At 44.9% G+C, this 15,728-nt stretch carries 17 protein-coding genes; 9 read left to right on the plus strand and 8 right to left on the minus strand.

The window, feature by feature from the left end:
• Positions 1 to 145 precede the first annotated feature (145 nt).
• The 5 genes from ACZ5ZC_RS20900 to ACZ5ZC_RS20920 all read left to right on the plus strand — a co-directional run bounded on the left by ACZ5ZC_RS20900 (position 146) and on the right by ACZ5ZC_RS20920 (position 4,565).
• On the plus strand, positions 146 to 601 hold the full coding sequence (locus tag ACZ5ZC_RS20900; protein ID WP_005380234.1) for a DUF2850 domain-containing protein: 456 nt from the start codon (positions 146 to 148) through the stop codon (positions 599 to 601).
• Between the two features lie 273 nt (positions 602 to 874).
• Positions 875 to 1,978: a murein transglycosylase A gene (gene mltA / locus ACZ5ZC_RS20905; RefSeq protein ID WP_054867165.1), complete on the plus strand. Its 1,104-nt coding sequence runs from the start codon at positions 875 to 877 to the stop codon at positions 1,976 to 1,978.
• 99 nt (positions 1,979 to 2,077) lie between these two features.
• On the plus strand, positions 2,078 to 2,887 hold the full coding sequence (tcdA, locus tag ACZ5ZC_RS20910) for a tRNA cyclic N6-threonylcarbamoyladenosine(37) synthase TcdA (RefSeq protein WP_005380241.1): 810 nt from the start codon (positions 2,078 to 2,080) through the stop codon (positions 2,885 to 2,887).
• Between the two features lie 19 nt (positions 2,888 to 2,906).
• A complete protein-coding gene (gene csdE, locus ACZ5ZC_RS20915) occupies positions 2,907 to 3,335 on the plus strand; it encodes a cysteine desulfurase sulfur acceptor subunit CsdE (protein WP_053809816.1) in 429 nt (142 codons plus the stop codon).
• A 309-nt stretch (positions 3,336 to 3,644) separates the two neighbouring features.
• A complete protein-coding gene (locus tag ACZ5ZC_RS20920) occupies positions 3,645 to 4,565 on the plus strand; it encodes a GGDEF domain-containing protein (protein WP_046874992.1) in 921 nt (306 codons plus the stop codon).
• Positions 4,566 to 4,598: 33 nt separating this feature from the next.
• Here ACZ5ZC_RS20920 and csdA read toward each other — a convergent pair whose 3' ends face one another.
• The 4 genes from csdA to ACZ5ZC_RS20940 all read right to left on the minus strand — a co-directional run bounded on the left by csdA (position 4,599) and on the right by ACZ5ZC_RS20940 (position 8,223).
• Positions 4,599 to 5,810 (minus strand): cysteine desulfurase CsdA, encoded by a 1,212-nt coding sequence (gene csdA / locus ACZ5ZC_RS20925; protein ID WP_464932252.1) that lies wholly within the window; start codon positions 5,808 to 5,810, stop codon positions 4,599 to 4,601.
• Positions 5,810 to 6,409, minus strand: a complete 600-nt coding sequence (locus ACZ5ZC_RS20930; protein WP_054867168.1) for a DJ-1 family glyoxalase III — start codon at positions 6,407 to 6,409, stop codon at positions 5,810 to 5,812. Before ACZ5ZC_RS20930 ends, csdA begins: the two co-directional genes overlap by 1 nt.
• A complete protein-coding gene (panE, locus tag ACZ5ZC_RS20935) occupies positions 6,406 to 7,296 on the minus strand; it encodes a 2-dehydropantoate 2-reductase (protein ID WP_054867207.1) in 891 nt (296 codons plus the stop codon). The genes ACZ5ZC_RS20930 and panE overlap by 4 nt, the downstream gene beginning before the upstream one ends.
• A 108-nt stretch (positions 7,297 to 7,404) precedes the next feature.
• Positions 7,405 to 8,223, minus strand: coding sequence for a nucleoside-specific channel-forming Tsx family protein (locus ACZ5ZC_RS20940; RefSeq protein ID WP_046874988.1), 819 nt, complete (start codon positions 8,221 to 8,223; stop codon positions 7,405 to 7,407).
• Positions 8,224 to 8,546: 323 nt separating this feature from the next.
• Here ACZ5ZC_RS20940 and ACZ5ZC_RS20945 point away from each other — a divergent pair, with 323 nt between their 5' ends.
• From ACZ5ZC_RS20945 to ACZ5ZC_RS20960, 4 genes are read left to right on the plus strand one after another with little or no spacing between them, the layout of a single operon-like run.
• The gene (locus ACZ5ZC_RS20945) at positions 8,547 to 9,143 is read left to right on the plus strand and encodes an LON peptidase substrate-binding domain-containing protein (protein ID WP_054867169.1); all 597 of its coding nucleotides are present in this window, start codon (positions 8,547 to 8,549) and stop codon (positions 9,141 to 9,143) included.
• On the plus strand, positions 9,140 to 10,498 hold the full coding sequence (locus ACZ5ZC_RS20950; protein ID WP_464932253.1) for a DUF4397 domain-containing protein: 1,359 nt from the start codon (positions 9,140 to 9,142) through the stop codon (positions 10,496 to 10,498). Before ACZ5ZC_RS20945 ends, ACZ5ZC_RS20950 begins: the two co-directional genes overlap by 4 nt.
• Before the next feature lie 44 nt (positions 10,499 to 10,542).
• Positions 10,543 to 11,127, plus strand: a complete 585-nt coding sequence (locus ACZ5ZC_RS20955; protein ID WP_005380255.1) for an RNA polymerase sigma factor — start codon at positions 10,543 to 10,545, stop codon at positions 11,125 to 11,127.
• The gene (locus tag ACZ5ZC_RS20960) at positions 11,124 to 11,783 is read left to right on the plus strand and encodes a ChrR family anti-sigma-E factor (protein ID WP_464932254.1); all 660 of its coding nucleotides are present in this window, start codon (positions 11,124 to 11,126) and stop codon (positions 11,781 to 11,783) included. The genes ACZ5ZC_RS20955 and ACZ5ZC_RS20960 overlap by 4 nt, the downstream gene beginning before the upstream one ends.
• Before the next feature lie 63 nt (positions 11,784 to 11,846).
• On the opposite strand, the gene ACZ5ZC_RS20965 is transcribed toward ACZ5ZC_RS20960, so the two are convergent.
• From ACZ5ZC_RS20965 to ACZ5ZC_RS20980, 4 genes are all read right to left on the minus strand, one after another.
• Entirely contained in the window at positions 11,847 to 13,199 is a 1,353-nt protein-coding gene (locus ACZ5ZC_RS20965) for an AmpG family muropeptide MFS transporter (protein ID WP_006742554.1), read from the minus strand.
• 71 nt (positions 13,200 to 13,270) lie between these two features.
• Entirely contained in the window at positions 13,271 to 13,816 is a 546-nt protein-coding gene (locus ACZ5ZC_RS20970) for a peptidylprolyl isomerase (protein WP_053809811.1), read from the minus strand.
• Positions 13,816 to 14,385, minus strand: a complete 570-nt coding sequence (locus tag ACZ5ZC_RS20975) for a YajG family lipoprotein (protein WP_054867171.1) — start codon at positions 14,383 to 14,385, stop codon at positions 13,816 to 13,818. Before ACZ5ZC_RS20975 ends, ACZ5ZC_RS20970 begins: the two co-directional genes overlap by 1 nt.
• Positions 14,386 to 14,417: 32 nt before the next feature.
• Positions 14,418 to 15,572 (minus strand): methyltransferase, encoded by a 1,155-nt coding sequence (locus tag ACZ5ZC_RS20980; protein ID WP_464932255.1) that lies wholly within the window; start codon positions 15,570 to 15,572, stop codon positions 14,418 to 14,420.
• Positions 15,573 to 15,728: the final 156 nt, after the last annotated feature.

Consider the following 15,728-nt stretch of genomic DNA (forward strand, 5'->3'; position numbering starts at 1 on the left):
TTAATTATGTCAAAATAATGCCTTTTTATTCACTTGGTGGCAAGGTGAAATTTTGGAATAAAGCACAAACATATTGAGGTAGGTTCTTGGTCCCGTTGAAGGGGACAGTTACAATGAGCGCGTCTTTTCTCAATACGTGAACCTCATGTCTTCTGCTGTTAATAAGAATGCTGCGATCACTGCTTCAAATCTGTCAAAAACGTCATCTAAATCAATGCTTCGTAAGTGGCTAGAGCGTTCTCTCATGCTTATAGCGATAGTTGGAACCGTTGTCGTGTGCATGCTGTATAGTGATTTGATTACTCGAACCATTAATCCGCCTATTCCTAAATCGACTATTTATGGTCGCTGGGTTGAGCAAGATGTTGCGCCTTATGCTCGTGAAGAATTTGTGTTGAGTGAGCGCGGTGTTACCGTAAATGGTTCTACAGTGGCGACCAGTTTTGAATTCGATGGGGATTCGTTTTCGTATCGAGTGGGTTCAAATGAGCGGCACTTCAATTTTGTGGGTAAGCAGCATGCAGAAATGAAGCTGGATGCCAATGCACATTATCTACCTGTATTCCGTTTAGAGGGGCGTGCAAGGATTGCGGTAAGATAGTCGTTTTTATCATTGTCTGTTAAGCAGAGATCTCTTGCGTCTGTGAGTCACATGGATGATCACAATTTCATCTCTCAATCAGTAAATCTTACTTTCAAACATAATCCGGACAATTCCGTAATTCTTCCGCTGCTATCATGTTGCATTAACTGAATGAATTCACAACGAGTAAACGGATTGGCTTAGCGTTGAAACATTTTGTCGTTGCTTTTCAATTGCACCGTATGCATTTGTTTGCCATCCTTTTGCTATTCTCTTTTACGGAAAATACACGTGTTAAAAAAACTCCTTCCTATTATCTCTTTGAGCCTACTCTTTGGCTGTGCTCAACAAAATGATCGTGCTCAGCAATATCTTGATGGTGAGTTTCCTCAGATCCTCAATCAAGTGGATGTGGTTGAGTCTAACAAACCACGCGATTTTACTGAATTTAACAAGCAAGCTGAGCAAGTGGTGATAAAGTCACCATCCATGGCGAAGATGTACCAACCGCTATATCAACGATTAAGTGAGTGGGCGCAACAGAGCGGAGATACCAGTGCGTTGAGTGCGTTTGGCATTCAAGCCGCGCAATTGGGTGGTGGTGATAAAAAAGGTAATGTGCTGTTTACCGGATACTTTTCTCCCGTGATGGAACTGCGTCATACACCAAACGACATTTTTAAGTACCCAGTTTATGGCAAGCCAAACTGCTCATCAGATTGTCCGACTCGCGCGGAGATCTACAATGGAGCGCTAGATGGACAAGGTTTGGTGCTAGGTTACGCGCCTAATCGTATCGACCCATTTATGATGGAAGTGCAGGGCAGTGGCTATGTGCATTTTGAAGATGATGATACGTTGGAGTACTTTGCGTACGCAGGGAAAAACAACAAAGCTTACGTCAGCATTGGCCGCATTTTGATTGAGCGTGGTGAAGTGCCGCGTGAAAAAATGTCCCTCAAAGCGATTAAAGAGTGGGTGATGGACAACGACGATGCGACAGTGCGCGAGTTGTTGGAGCAAAATCCTTCTTACGTTTTCTTTGCACCAAAAGCGGAAGCGCCTGTAACAGGCTCGGCTGGTATTCCGTTGTTGCCAATGGCCGCTGTCGCGGGCGATCGCTCTATCTTACCAATGGGCACGCCAATCTTGGCGGAAGTGCCGTTGTTGAATGCCGATGGTATGTGGAGCGGCGCTCACCAATTGCGCATGCTGATCGTGTTAGACACAGGTGGTGCGGTAAAACAAAACCATTTGGATCTGTATCATGGCATTGGTGCGAGAGCAGGAACGGAAGCAGGGCACTACAAGCATTTTGGTCGAGTGTGGAAACTTGGGTTAGAAAACTCACCAACTCAAGCGCCTTGGGCTTTACCGCCAGAAAAGCTACAATAGTCGTCCAAGAGAGAGGAACACTCTCTTATCTAGACATTTCATCAAAGAGTGCGTATAAATCGCACTCTTTGTTTTTCTATCGATCATCTGGACTTCAATATGCGTGAACTCGATACCCCAGCATCTGACAGCTACAATCAACGCTTTGGCGGCACTCGTCGTCTTTATGGCAACAGTGAAGTGGACATTCTTCGCGCTGCACACGTTTGTGTTATTGGTATTGGTGGCGTGGGTTCATGGGCGGTGGAAGCGCTGGCTCGTACTGGGATCGGTGAGTTGACTCTGATTGATATGGACGATGTTTGTGTCACGAACATTAACCGCCAAATTCATGCGATGACGGGCACCGTTGGCCAAAGCAAAATTGAAGTGATGGCCGAGCGTGTCAAATTGATCAACCCAGAGTGCAAAGTCAATCTGATTGATGATTTCATCACGCCAGACAATCAACATGAGTACTTAAGCAAAGAGTTTGATTACGTGTTGGATGCCATTGACAGCGTAAAAGCGAAAGCGTCTTTGTTGGCGTATTGCCGCAGCAACAAGATCAAAGTGATCACCACGGGTGGTGCTGGTGGTCAGGTTGACCCAACGCAGATCATGGTCGCTGATTTAACGAAAACGATCCAAGATCCTCTAGCGAAGAAAATCAAAGACACCTTGCGTCGTCATCATAACTTCCCTAAGAATCCGGCTCGTAAGTTTGGTATTGATTGCGTGTTTTCAACCGAGCAGCTGAAGTACCCTCAAGCAGACGGTTCAGTGTGTGGTGTGAAGTCGACAGCGGAAGGCCCAAAACGTATGGATTGTGCTAGCGGTTTTGGTGCGGCGACTGTTGTAACTGCAACGTTTGGCTTTGTCGCGGTATCGCGAATTGTTGAGAAGTTGATTTCAAAATATAAGAAGTAAACTAGAAGAAGAGCGCATCATGACAGATTTTCCCGTTTCTCCATTTGGTACAGATATCACCAGCGAAGACATTGTAGCGACTATGCAGCAATTTAAAGGCTGGGAAGATCGTTACCGTCAGGTTATTCAGTGGGGTAAAAAGCTGCCACAAATGCCAGAAGAGCTGAAATCAGAACAAGTTACCGTTTCGGGTTGTGAAAGCTTGGTGTGGTTAGTGAGCCAAGAGCAAGATGGCGTTTGGCATTTTTGTGCGGACTCCGATGCGCGTATCGTCCGTGGATTGATTGCCTTGGTAATGGCAGCTTATGACGGTAAAACGGCCGATCAAATTCAAGCATTTGATATTGATGCTTATTTTGATCAACTGGGGCTTGTCTCCCATTTAAGCCCGTCACGTGGTAATGGCTTGAAAGCTATTGTAGAGCAGATTAAGCAAACCGCCGTGTAACGAGTCACTTTCCCAATTCTTAAAAAACGCCGAATAGCCTAGCTGTTTGGCGTTTTTTGTATCTGAGTTGAGATATTTTTTGCATATGGATAAAAAGTATGCAAATGGTCGACTATTTTAGCGTTAATTAACCATTCTATTGATCCTGGTTCATTATATTGCCCACTTGGTTTTTATAAACTCAATTGTATTTAAAATTTGTCTATATTAGATAATAGACATATGCCCCATTCGCTCCTATTCCCCAATGTGGAAACACACTTGGAAGCGATTGGGTTACTTAGATACAAATGCTAGGAACCTCCCTATATGCAATTCACCTTGGAACATGCGCAAGACGTGTTATCCGGAATGCCAGACCCCACTTTTATTCTGAGTGAAGATGGTATCTATATTGATGTTTTTGGAGGAACAGATAAAAAAGCCTATCACGATGGAAGTAATTTGATAGGCGAGACGCTGCACAGCGTACTTGAGAAAGATAAAGCTGACTGGTTTATCGAACAGATAAATCGGTCACTGAAACAAGACAGTATTGTGACGATCGAGTACAAGATGTGCGCCGACAGCATTCAGGGAATAGATGCTAACAGTGGGCCAAGAGGCGACCTATACTACGAAGGCAAGATCTGCCCACTCGCTATAAAATACCGAGGTCGTCGCGTTGTCCTTATTCTTACACGCAACATCTCCAATCGCCACCGAGTTGAAACCCTTCTTCGCCATCAAAGCCAAATTGATGCTCTTACCAACATCTACAATCGACGTGTCTTTTTCGAAAAGCTCACAGAAGAAGTTATTAAATCCCAAGCTCCGGATTATCACTCCGCGTTGTTATTATTTGATTTGGATTTTTTTAAAGTCATCAATGATAAACGTGGTCATGATGCGGGGGATTATGTCTTAGAGACGTTAGCTGATTTGGTTTCTCACTTACTCGTCAAAGACGAAATTTTTGCAAGAGTCGGAGGGGAGGAGTTTGCGATTATTTTGCCAGAAACTTCTCTGTCGGCGGCGAAAGAGGTAGGAGAGGAAGTTCGTTCCCACATTCAAAATTGTCAGTTCGAATTTGAAAAGATTGAAATTCCGGTCACGGTGAGTGTAGGCGTGGTGGAAATAGGCAGAAATGAAACCACCAAACGTTTGTATGCGCATGCAGATAAAGCGCTTTATGCTGCGAAAAGAAATGGCAGAAATTGCGTGGCGACTCTGGATAGGCAGATGGAGTAACCTTGTTGGTTACTCCAAATCAAACCGTTGGCGTTATAGCATGTCGACGGCTTTTTCTACGGCGGCGATGAGTCTATCCACATCTTCAGCCGTGTTATAAATACCAAAAGAAACGCGTACCGTGCCTTTAACGTTTAGCGCATCCATCAATGGGTGAGCGCAGTGGTGTCCTGCTCGTACCGCAATGCCTTGTTGATCGAGCAGCGTCGCCATGTCTTGGTGATGAACGCCGTCCATTACGAACGTCAGTACAGAGGCATTCGGTTGATAGCCTAGAATATGGATGTCATCCAACGCGTTTAGTGCTTGGTAGGCCTTATCCTGAAGCGCATGGAGATGATCCTCGACTGCGTGATGGTCAAAACCTTGGTACCACTCAATGGCTTTCGCTAAAGCAATCGCGCCCGCTACGTTTGGTGTGCCCGCTTCAAATTTGCCAGGAAGTGCTGAAAAGGTCGTTTTCTCGAAAGAAACGCGTTCAACCATTTTACCGCCGCCGTGCCATGGTGGCATAGCTTCTAACAACTCTAGTTTGCCGTATAGGACACCAATACCTGCTGGCGCATAAAGCTTGTGACCTGAGAAAACGTAGAAATCGATATCTGATGCCGATAAATCAAGCCGCTCATGGACGATGCCTTGTGCGCCATCAATCACAACAACCGCGCCAACGCTGTGCGCTAGTTCTGTGATTTGTTCGATAGGTTGGCGTGTGCCCGTTACGTTAGTGATTTGTGCGCAAGCAACAATTTTACAGCGGTCAGACAGAAGCGCCTTAAATGCGCTGATGTCGAACTGGCAATCTGATGTCATTGGAACTTTTATGACTTTGGCGCCCGTTTGCTCTGCCACGATTTGCCAAGGCACGATGTTAGCGTGGTGCTCCATCTCGCTAATCAAGATCTCATCACCCGGTTGTAACGTGCTGCGGGCGTAAGTCTGAGCAATTAAGTTCAGTGCTTCGGTTGCGCCCCGTGTCCAAATGATCTCTTTAGAGCTGTTTGCACCAATAAAGTTTGCCACTCGTTCTCGTGCCGCTTCAAATTGGCTGGTGGCATTAGCCGTTAAACTATGACTGCCACGGTGAACATTGGCATTTTGCGCACTGTAGTAATGACTGATGACATCAATCACACATTGCGGTTTTTGCGTTGTCGCTGCGCTATCTAGATACACTAAGGGCGTATCGTTGACGGATTGATTTAGAGCGGGAAATTGCTCACGTACAGCATTTACGTCAAACATTATTCTTCACCAAGCTTATGGTAATGCAGAGTAGGCAGAGGGATCATTGGTTCAGCAACTGACCATGCGTGTTTTTTACCTGAGAGTTGAATGATTACTTCCATTGCGAACTCTAAAGCAGTGCCCGGACCTTGACTGGTGATAAGGTTGTGGTTGATATCAAAGGTCACGCGTTTGCTGCGCCACTTCTCTTCCGGGATATGTGACTGAAAGCTCGGGTGACAGGTCATCAGTGATTGTGGGAAAAGATCATGGTGTTGCAATACCAACGCCGGTGCTGCGCAGATAGCAGCGACCAACTTTCCCTCGTAGATGTGCTGCTTAAGGATTTCTATCATCACCGAGCTATCACGAAAAATTTCTGCACCACCAACACCACCAGAAAGCGCTATGGCGTCAAACTCATCATCAGCGATATCGACCAGCTTACAATCGGCTGTTAGTGTGACTCCGCGAGAAGCTTTCATCGTCAATGAGCCATCAAAAGCAGCACTCGCTACCGTAACGTCATAACCCGCGCGAACCATCATGTCGATAACGGTGACGGCTTCCATTTCTTCGGTGCCCGGAGCGATTGGCACTAAGATTTTCTTACTCATTGTTCTGTCCAGCTTTGTTCTATTTGTTTGATGCGTTGGTAAAGTTTTAAATTCTCAGGCGTATTGATGTGATGTTTCTCGGCAGCCTTTAACAAGTATCCGGTTATAAAATCAATTTCCGTTCGACGCTGATGGAATACGTCTTGTCTCATTGAAGAATAGTTCTCAGCTGTGGCGTTCACCACTTGCATTACTGTATCGAAAAGAGAGTGAAACTCGATAGCAATACCTTCTTTACTCATTACTTCAACCAGTTCTTGAGTGATGCTTTCGAGTTGTATCTTAAACTCGGGCTTCGCAAGCTCACCATTCTTACACTGGAGAATCGCAGTCAGTGGGTTAATCGCGCAGTTAATTGCTAACTTAGTCCATAACGCAGATTGGATGTGTGGATTCCAAATGGCCTCTGGAAGGGCATGATGCATAACATCTTGCAGAAAAGCGCACTGCATTCCTTTGTCATTATAACCACCCACTTGCGTTGTTCCGTGACCGGTATGCAGTACGTGTTGGTTATCTGGTTTGTATGCGCCGTGCGTCGTTGTGGCGAGCACGATCGGATTGTTTGGCAGAGCCTTCTCCACGCCAGAGGCGGTACCCATACCATTGTGCATCAGCATGATAATCGTGTCTGCGTTGATATGAGGCAGTAAAGGCTGAATGGCGTCTTCCACTTGCCAAGCTTTTACCGTGATCAAAATGAGATCCGCTTGATTTCCGGAGGAAATATCTTGATTACTGAATACGATTGCGGGTGTGTCATCCAACTGAAGTGATTGTTGGTTCTCTGAACTTCTTCCCCACAATGAAACATTGTGCCCGGCAAGCTGAAATTTTGTTGCCCAGAGTGAGCCCACCGCACCTGGACCGAGGATAAGGATATTCACCAAACGCTCTCATTAAAAAGGTTTGCTGCAAGGATAATGAGGGAAAAAAGGAAAGCAAATAAAAATGGCGCCGAAAGGCGCCATTTTTGATGAAACTTAGTGGTTCAATTAGAACTTGTAAGTTACAGCTACATAGTGACCTACACCAGAAGACTCTGGCTTATGACCCCATGGTAGAGCTTCGCCATCTTTAAAGCCGTATACGTCTTTGTATAGCTTCAGACCGTAGCCAACAGCAAAGCGGTCAGAGTGCCAGTAGATGCCGTTGAACATAGCACCGCCGTTAGATGCTGTAGTGTTGAACTTATTGCCTTTGTCGTCATCCATACCGAATTGGTAATCAATGTAACCTTGGTAAGAAATGAATGAGCCGTTCTCGAAGAAGTAGAATGGTTTGAACCAGTTAGTAGAAACTTGGAAACCGTTCCAGTCTTTTTTGTTGCCATCGTATGTACCGTAAAGGTTTAGGCCAACTTTGCCGAACCAAGGTACCATTACGTCAGAACCTAGACCGATTTTTTGAGAGTTAACATCAGAGTTACCACCCCACTCGATTAGAGTTGCAACGTATAGCTCTTGAACTGGACCGAAAGATAGGTCTTTACCAGTTACCGCATCTAGAGACATACGTGGAGCAAATTTCATGAAGATTTTCTCGCCACCAGCTTTGTCGCTGCCTGGATCAGAAGCTAGGTTGAATACGTCAACGTAGCCGTATAGATCGAAAATACCAGAGCGACCGCCAAATTCCATCTCTAGGTAATCATGAGAAGATTCAGCATAACCTTTCTCATTGAATGCACCCATTAGGTTAAATTGCATCCACTTGTAATCGTTTTTGTGGATATCGCCGTCAGAGTAATCTGCAGCCAATACTGGAGCTGAAGTAGCCGCTAGAAGGCTAAGAGCTAAAAGTGATTTACGCATAAGGGGACTCTCTATGTTTGTAATGATTCAGAACACGCAATCTGTGCTGCGCTTTCCAATTGGCGGGAATAATAGCGATAAAAATCCCAAATGAAAGTGATAAAGGGTGCAAAATTGAACGTTTTTGGTGAGTTGTGTCACGAAATTATCTTTATTTACGGAACTTTTTGTTTGTTGCATTTGATTGCAATAAATGTGTGATTTGGATCGTTTGCGTAAGCGATTTTATTACTTTTTAAGCCAGTCGATTAACCAACATAAATCGTTAGTGATCGGAGTGATAAGGGATTCGTATGTATCGGTGAATCAAAGAGGACGTTTGAATGAAAGAAGTCATGTTATTCCCACTCACTTCAGTTGTACTCCCTGAAGGTAAAATGAACCTGCGCATTTTTGAGCCACGATATAAGCGAATGGTAAAGGAATGCAGCCTACAAAATGTGGGTTTTGGAGTTTGCCTAGTAGGTAGTGAAGGTGACCCTAAAGACGTGGGAAATGTTTCATCTATCGGAACTTTGGTCAGGATCGTTGATTTTGAATCACTCAGTGATGGTCTTCTTGGTATTACAGTCGCTGGTGAGAAACGCTTTGTTGTCAAACGAGTTCGTGCAGATGCGGACGGCTTACGCCATGCAGAGGTCGAATGGTTAGACAATTGGCAACATCCAGACAACTCACCAGATTTCTTCTATTTAAGCCAGCAGTTATCCCATGTTTATGAAGAGTTTCCTCAACTCGGAAACCTCTACCAGCATCGTTTTTACGATGACTCTGCTTGGGTGACCCAGCGCTGGCTTGAATTACTTCCTTTAGACTGCAATCTGTTCGAACAGCTCGTTGGCGCAGAGAACTGCATTCCTGCGTTGCAATTTCTGACAGAAGCCATAGAAGCCCCGACTAACAAAGAGGCAAGGATATGAAAGGATTTAGCAGAGCTGCGCTAACTATGGTGGCGGCATTAGGACTGGCGGCGTGTGGCTCCGACAGCGACACCATCGAGTATTCCAATTTGCAAGCAGTACATGCGTCTTCTGATGCGCCGCTTGCAAATGTGTGGATAAACGATAAATCATCATTGACAGGTGTTGATTATGGTATGGGTTCTGGTTACATGAAGTTACGTGAGGGCATAAACTCAATTCAAGTTGATGTTCAACTTCCAGGCGATGAAACCGCGACCGTAATACCTAAAACAGAACTAGACCTTGATTCAGACCTCAATTACAACGTGTTCGTTGTTGGTGATGCCGATGGTTCGCCAAACCCAGTAGAACCTTTAGTTGTGACTCGCAGCGCCGATTCAATGGCTGATGCCAATAGTTTAGATGTTCAAGTTGTTCATGCAGCGTCTGGCGTTCCTGCCGTTGATCTCTACGTCACTGAGCCCGGGGCTGATCTTGCTAGCGCGACACCGCTTATGAATCTTGCATATAAAGCATCTACAGACGTATTGAACATCCCCGCTGGTGAGTACCAAGTTCGACTTGCTGTTGGGGATAGCGTTGCTTTTGACTCGGGCGCAATATCTCTTGCTGCTAATTCAAACTTGACGATTGCCGCTATTAGTACCGGAGATTCAAATAGCACGTCACCAGTTAAGTTGTTGGTATTGGATGGTTCAGGATCTTCTATAATCGAGGATATGGGCAGCCAAGCTGAAGTAAGAGTTGGACATCTTGTTGATGGAGCGCCAATCGTCGATGTCAACGTTAACGGGGCGGCCTTCGGTCCTCTTGCCGACTTAGCGTTCAAAGAGATTCGTGGTTATTTGGATCTCGATGCTGGCGCTTACGATATTGACGTTTACGTGGATGGCACAACAACCAATCCTATTATCGATGTTGACGGATTAATGGTTGCGGGCGGAATGGATTACAGTGTTTACGCAGTCGGTGTTGTTAGCCCAGCGATTGATATCGAACCTCTAGTTGTTGAAGACATGAGACGTGCAGTGGCAACTAGCGCGACGCTGAATGTGACACACGCGGCGGCGAATCCCGTAGCGGAAATGGTGGATATTTATCTCACTACAAGCGCTGGAATAGATGGAAGTGATCCAACTATTGCTAATTTTGCGTACAAAGATAGCGTTCAGGGATTATATGTCGCTGAAGGTACCTATTATGTAACCGTGACAGTGGCAGGCGATCCAAGTACGGTTGCTGTTGATTCAACACCAGTCAATGTGATGAATGGTGTTGTGTATCAGGTGGTTGCCATTGATGATGGGAACAACGGTGGCTTCAACTTGTTGGTTGATGACGTTACCGATTAGGACGAATGGGAGGAGATGACTCCTCCCTAAAATTAAGGCCGATTATGATGAGTGATAGCCCAAAAAAACTGGGGCGCAGTGATTGGAACGATTACATGGACAAAGTGAAGGCTCGAGATAAAGACGCGTTCGCTTTTGTATTCCGTTTTTACGCACCCAAGCTGAAGCAATTCGCTTACAAACATGTTGGTAATGAGCAAGTTGCTATGGAGATGGTGCAAGAGACCATGGCGACAGTTTGGCAGAAAGCGCACCTCTATGATGGGGAAAAGAGCGCGTTATCGACTTGGATATACACCATAATCCGAAACCTATGCTTTGATCTGTTGAGAAAGCAGAAAGGTAAGGAGTTACACATTCATTCTGATGACATTTGGCCGTCAGAATATTATCCACCAGATCTTGTTGATCACTATTCACCAGAGCAAGACATGTTGAAAGAGCAGGTGGTTAAATTTTTAGATATTTTACCGAAAAATCAGAGAGACGTTTTACAAGCGGTGTATCTTGAGGAGCTACCTCATCAGCAGGTCGCTGAATTATTTGATATACCCCTCGGTACCGTAAAATCCAGGCTGAGGCTTGCAGTAGAAAAGCTAAGGCATTCAATGCATACGGAGCAACTATGAACAAACACCCAGATAACAGCTTGTTAGAAGCATACGCTTCGGTAAGCATTGATGCAGTTTCTGGTCTTGTGGTCGCAACCCATTTAGAAACATGCACCAAGTGCCGAGCTTATGTGAATCAAGTCGAAGCCAGCCAAGCGAATATCGTGAGCGACATCCCCTCTGAATATGTCCCTGAATTCGACGATATGTTCAATGATATTATCAATGCGGAGCCAGCGACAGATAACATCGTTATCCGAGATCCTGCCGCAGTGAATGTTGCAGGAAAGAGCTTTGAGCTTCCCAAAACCTTAGCGCGTTTCTCTGACCTCGTAGGGTCATGGAGAAGTTACGGAGGCAAGGTTTTCAGTGCTCAGATTGATCTAGGGGAAGATGCTCGTGTTAGCTTAATGTACATCGGAGAAGATGTGCAAATCCCTCAACATACGCACAAAGGCTTAGAATCTACATTGATCCTACATGGTGGGTTTAGTGATGAGGATGGCCAATATGAAGAGGGCGATTTGATGATTCGAGACGCGTCAGTGAAGCACAGCCCTTACACTAAAGTCGGAGAAGATTGCTTGTGTTTAACCGTATTGACCGAGCCGATGATCTTTACTCAAGGTGTGGCACGTATATTTAATATGTTTGGCAAAGGGCTATACCCATAGACCTCTTATCTCATATCTCGCAAAACAAAAACCACCGAATTCGGTGGTTTTTTGATGCGCTTCTTAGTGCTTGTGACGTGCTTTTTCCAATAGAGCATCAAAGTAATGTCGTAGCGAGTACAACATAATCAAGCTTGGCACGACCATAACAGCGGTAAGCACAAAGAACGTGCTCCAGTCATTGAGGTAGTCCACCAGTTCTCCACTGAAAGAAGCAAGAGTCGTTCGTCCGAAGTTGCCCAAAGAGGCAAGCAACGCATACTGAGTTGCCGAGAATGCTTGTCCGGTTAGAATCGTCAAAAATGAAACAAAAGCGACAGTTGAGAAAGCAGTCGTAAAGTTATCGACAATAATGGTTGCTAAATACAGGTGCTCATTTGGGCCTACCGATGCAATCCAAGCAAACATCAAGTTGCTGGCAGACATAGCAATACCGCCGATCATTAATCCACGTACAATACCAAACCTGACGTTGAACATGCTTCCGACAAAGGTAAAGAAGATAGTGGCTCCCCATCCGATCAGTTTGGAGTAATAACCAATTTGTTCGTTACTAAAACCAATATCTTTATAGAACGCGATCGACATCCTGCCCAAAAACGCTTCGCCAATTTTGAATAGGAAAACGAACAGTAAAAGAGTAATCGCGACACGGACGCCATTGCGATTAAAGAAGTCAAGGAAAGGTTCTACAACAGTCACAGTAAACCAAGCCACGACTTTTGAACCAACCACTTCTTTGTGGCGTTGTTCAGCGGCAGACTGAAGTTGTTCGCGTTGAGTCTTCGGTTCACCGACTAAAATCGTAAAGACCATTAGAATGCCGACTATCACCGCCATCCCGTAATACACGCCATTCCAACCGACGCTATCAGCATTAACAAACGCTAAATAACCCGGTAGTGAATAACCTGTCCACCAGCCAATGACCGCCATTGCAGAAGCTTGTGGCAGCTTAGATTCTTCTGATTTTGGGAAAGTATCAATACGAAAAGCATCTATCGCGATGTCTTGTGTGGCTGATGCGGTTGCAATACACAAGGCGAGTAGAGACGCAAACACCAAGTTCTCTGCTGGATTCACGCCCGCAATAAATACCGTCGCGACGAGTACAATACTTTGACAGAAGAAAATCCAGCTACGCCTTTGTCCAAGTAGTCGATAGAGCACTGGTAGCTTCACCCGGTCTACGAGTGGCGCCCAGAGAAAGTTAATTGCATAAACCGCAAAGACACTACCAAAGTAGCCTATTGCGGATAGGGTCAAACCAGCGTCTTTTAGCCAGCCAGACATATTTGAACCGATAAGTACCCACGGAAAGCCGCTAGAGCAGCCCAACATGAAAACCCACATGAGTCGTTTATCGAGGTAACTTTTTACCGTTTCCAACCAAGTGATGGAAGGTAATGAAGACATAAATCAATCCAATAAAATGAAGCCGTTGAAAGAGAAAGCCCTTCGATTATTCAAAGGGCTTATCGTTTTGGCTATTTAAGTAGTGTTGCTTTAGTGATGACGATTTGAGTCTCGGGAACATCACGCATACCGCGAGTCGTCGTAGTTGGCTGTTTTGCCATTTTTTGGATAATGTCGAATCCTTCCGTGACCTCGCCAAATACCGCATAACCCGGTGGACGAGCGCCGTAGTTTAGAAAATCATTGTCGACTAAATTGATAAAAAACTGACGAGTAGCAGAGTCAGGCGCGTTGGTGCGTGCCATTGCAATCGTCGCACGGTCGTTATTTAAACCGTTATTACCCTCGTTTTTGATTGGAGCGTAAGTCTTCACCATTTGCATATCTTGGTTAAAGCCACCACCTTGCGCCATAAAGCCTGGAATAACGCGGTGAAAAATAGTGCCTTCATAGCTACCGTCTTCTACATATTTCAGGAAGTTCGCTACCGTAATCGGCGCTTTATCTTCATTCAGTTCGACAGTAAATGAACCTAACGTTGTTTCAAACGCCACTTTTGGTCCAGCCCAAACGCTGCAGCTGAGTAGCGCGAGAGAAAGAATTGCCTTGCGTAACATTAGAAACGCTCCTGCATGTACTGACGAAGCTCAGGATCATTGGCAATTTCTTTAAGTGTTAATGTCACTACATCATTCAGTGTTTGCTCAATGTCGGCATCAGACGCACTCAATGTGCCAGAACGCTTCGCAGTGCCTGTGTAAGTTTTGACCAGCTTGCCTTCTGGTGTTTCTGCGGTGATTTCAAGCACGACTTTCGCATCCATCTCATTTTCCATCACCGAATGTTTTACGTTAACTAATGCTTCTTGAACGTTTAATTCAATTGCATTGTTGCTGTTTAGATCGGCATGGAAGCCCTGAGATGAAAACTGCTTCTCTAATGCTTCTTCTAACGCAATACGTAAATTCTGTTTAGCATGAAGAGGAAGAATGTTCGAACGGCCGTTATCCACCAACGCCACGTACTGCGCTGCACGTACATCTTTGCTGGTCAAGCTGTAAGTCTTGCCTTGAACAATTGGATTGGTGCTCAGTGTGCTGTCTGGCATCAAATTCAGCTGAGGCTGTTGAGGAGCTGAACACGCAGCAAGCAACGCAACCGAAGCCGCAAGTACCAATTTTCTCATTTTATTATTCCTTTTAACTATTTTGCTAAAGCTTATTTTGCGCTTAATTTAGCAGGATTTTTTGTGGCCTGTAAAATCACAAACTTATTGTTGGAAGCGATAAGTTTCACATTCTTATCGCCAAACAGCCGTTTTAGTTTTGCGTCGTAACCAAGATGACGATTTCCAATCACCAGTAACTTACCACCTTCACTCAATACTTGCTTTGCATCACAGAACATTTGCCAAGCAATATGATCGGTGATGGCCTGCTGTTGGTGAAAGGGTGGGTTACACATAATCATAGAGCAGCTGTTGTGTTTAAAACCGTCCAAACAATTGTTTGCAACACACTTTATGTCTCTATCTTCACCAAGGTTATCTAGCAGGTTCTGCTTCGCGGACTCAAGCGCCATAAAGCTTTCATCAACACATGTTAATCGAGCATTCGGATTCAGCTGACCAAACTTCACAGACAGAACACCATTACCGCAACCGAGATCGATAACATTATCTACCAATGGATCTTGAGGTAGGTGCTGAAGCATAAAACGCGCACCTAAATCTAAGCTTTCTCCTGAATAGACATTTGGCATGTTCTTGAGTTCGATATCTTCGCCATCAACGCGCCAAGTCGTGAAAGGGCTTACTTCAATTGTTGGGTCAACCGTTGCTTGAGCAAATACCAATCGGTGCTTTTTCCAGGCCAGAGAGGTTTTTGTCTCACCCAAATATTTTTCAAACAGTTTTAGCGTTGAAGTATGAATGTCTTTCGCTTTATTAACTGCAATGACGGGGCAGGATGCAGGCAGTGCTTTTCTTAACTGACTGAGTATCCAAACGAGGTGACGGTTACTTTTTGGCAGTTGCAGCAATACGAGATCAGTATTGGAAGGTACGGGATCCATCGTGGTTGCAAACACTACCTTATTGCACTGGTTTTGCTCAAGGTTCTGCTGCACACCTTTATGAGAAATGAAAGAATCACTCATTAGCGTCACATGGTGCTTTTCTGAAAACCAGCAGGAGAGGGCACCAAAGCTGTCATTAATCACGAGGATGTTTTGATTGTCTGGCAAAGCAAGTTCTTCAACATGATTAATAAGATACTCATCACCAGCATCCCACGCTTGTAGAGTTTCATTACTGCGTTTTGGGAAACGATGAAGTGTTAAGCTTCGCTCGTGAATATTCAGTTCGGTTTTCATAGCTAAATGTAAGTTGATTTAGAAATTAAGTGTTATTGTCGCAAATGATGACGTGTCGAGATACAAAAAGCTGTCAAATTTTACGTGTTCAGTGGTGGTCGCTCTCTAGGCATGTTCATAGCGTCAAGCGCTTTGAAATCAGTTGAACGTAAAATG

Source organism: Vibrio sp. JCM 18905, assembly GCF_055393305.1.

Coding starts and splice junctions, on each gene's coding strand:
- ACZ5ZC_RS20900 (WP_005380234.1), top strand. CDS start 146: ATGTCTTCTGCTGTTAATAAGAATGCTGCGATCACTGCTTCAAATCTG.
- tcdA (WP_005380241.1), top strand. CDS start 2,078: ATGCGTGAACTCGATACCCCAGCATCTGACAGCTACAATCAACGCTTT.
- csdE (WP_053809816.1), top strand. CDS start 2,907: ATGACAGATTTTCCCGTTTCTCCATTTGGTACAGATATCACCAGCGAA.
- ACZ5ZC_RS20920 (WP_046874992.1), top strand. CDS start 3,645: ATGCAATTCACCTTGGAACATGCGCAAGACGTGTTATCCGGAATGCCA.
- csdA (WP_464932252.1), bottom strand. CDS start 5,810: ATGTTTGACGTAAATGCTGTACGTGAGCAATTTCCCGCTCTAAATCAA.
- ACZ5ZC_RS20930 (WP_054867168.1), bottom strand. CDS start 6,409: ATGAGTAAGAAAATCTTAGTGCCAATCGCTCCGGGCACCGAAGAAATG.
- ACZ5ZC_RS20940 (WP_046874988.1), bottom strand. CDS start 8,223: ATGCGTAAATCACTTTTAGCTCTTAGCCTTCTAGCGGCTACTTCAGCT.
- ACZ5ZC_RS20945 (WP_054867169.1), top strand. CDS start 8,547: ATGAAAGAAGTCATGTTATTCCCACTCACTTCAGTTGTACTCCCTGAA.
- ACZ5ZC_RS20950 (WP_464932253.1), top strand. CDS start 9,140: ATGAAAGGATTTAGCAGAGCTGCGCTAACTATGGTGGCGGCATTAGGA.
- ACZ5ZC_RS20955 (WP_005380255.1), top strand. CDS start 10,543: ATGATGAGTGATAGCCCAAAAAAACTGGGGCGCAGTGATTGGAACGAT.
- ACZ5ZC_RS20960 (WP_464932254.1), top strand. CDS start 11,124: ATGAACAAACACCCAGATAACAGCTTGTTAGAAGCATACGCTTCGGTA.
- ACZ5ZC_RS20965 (WP_006742554.1), bottom strand. CDS start 13,199: ATGTCTTCATTACCTTCCATCACTTGGTTGGAAACGGTAAAAAGTTAC.
- ACZ5ZC_RS20970 (WP_053809811.1), bottom strand. CDS start 13,816: ATGTTACGCAAGGCAATTCTTTCTCTCGCGCTACTCAGCTGCAGCGTT.
- ACZ5ZC_RS20975 (WP_054867171.1), bottom strand. CDS start 14,385: ATGAGAAAATTGGTACTTGCGGCTTCGGTTGCGTTGCTTGCTGCGTGT.
- ACZ5ZC_RS20980 (WP_464932255.1), bottom strand. CDS start 15,572: ATGAAAACCGAACTGAATATTCACGAGCGAAGCTTAACACTTCATCGT.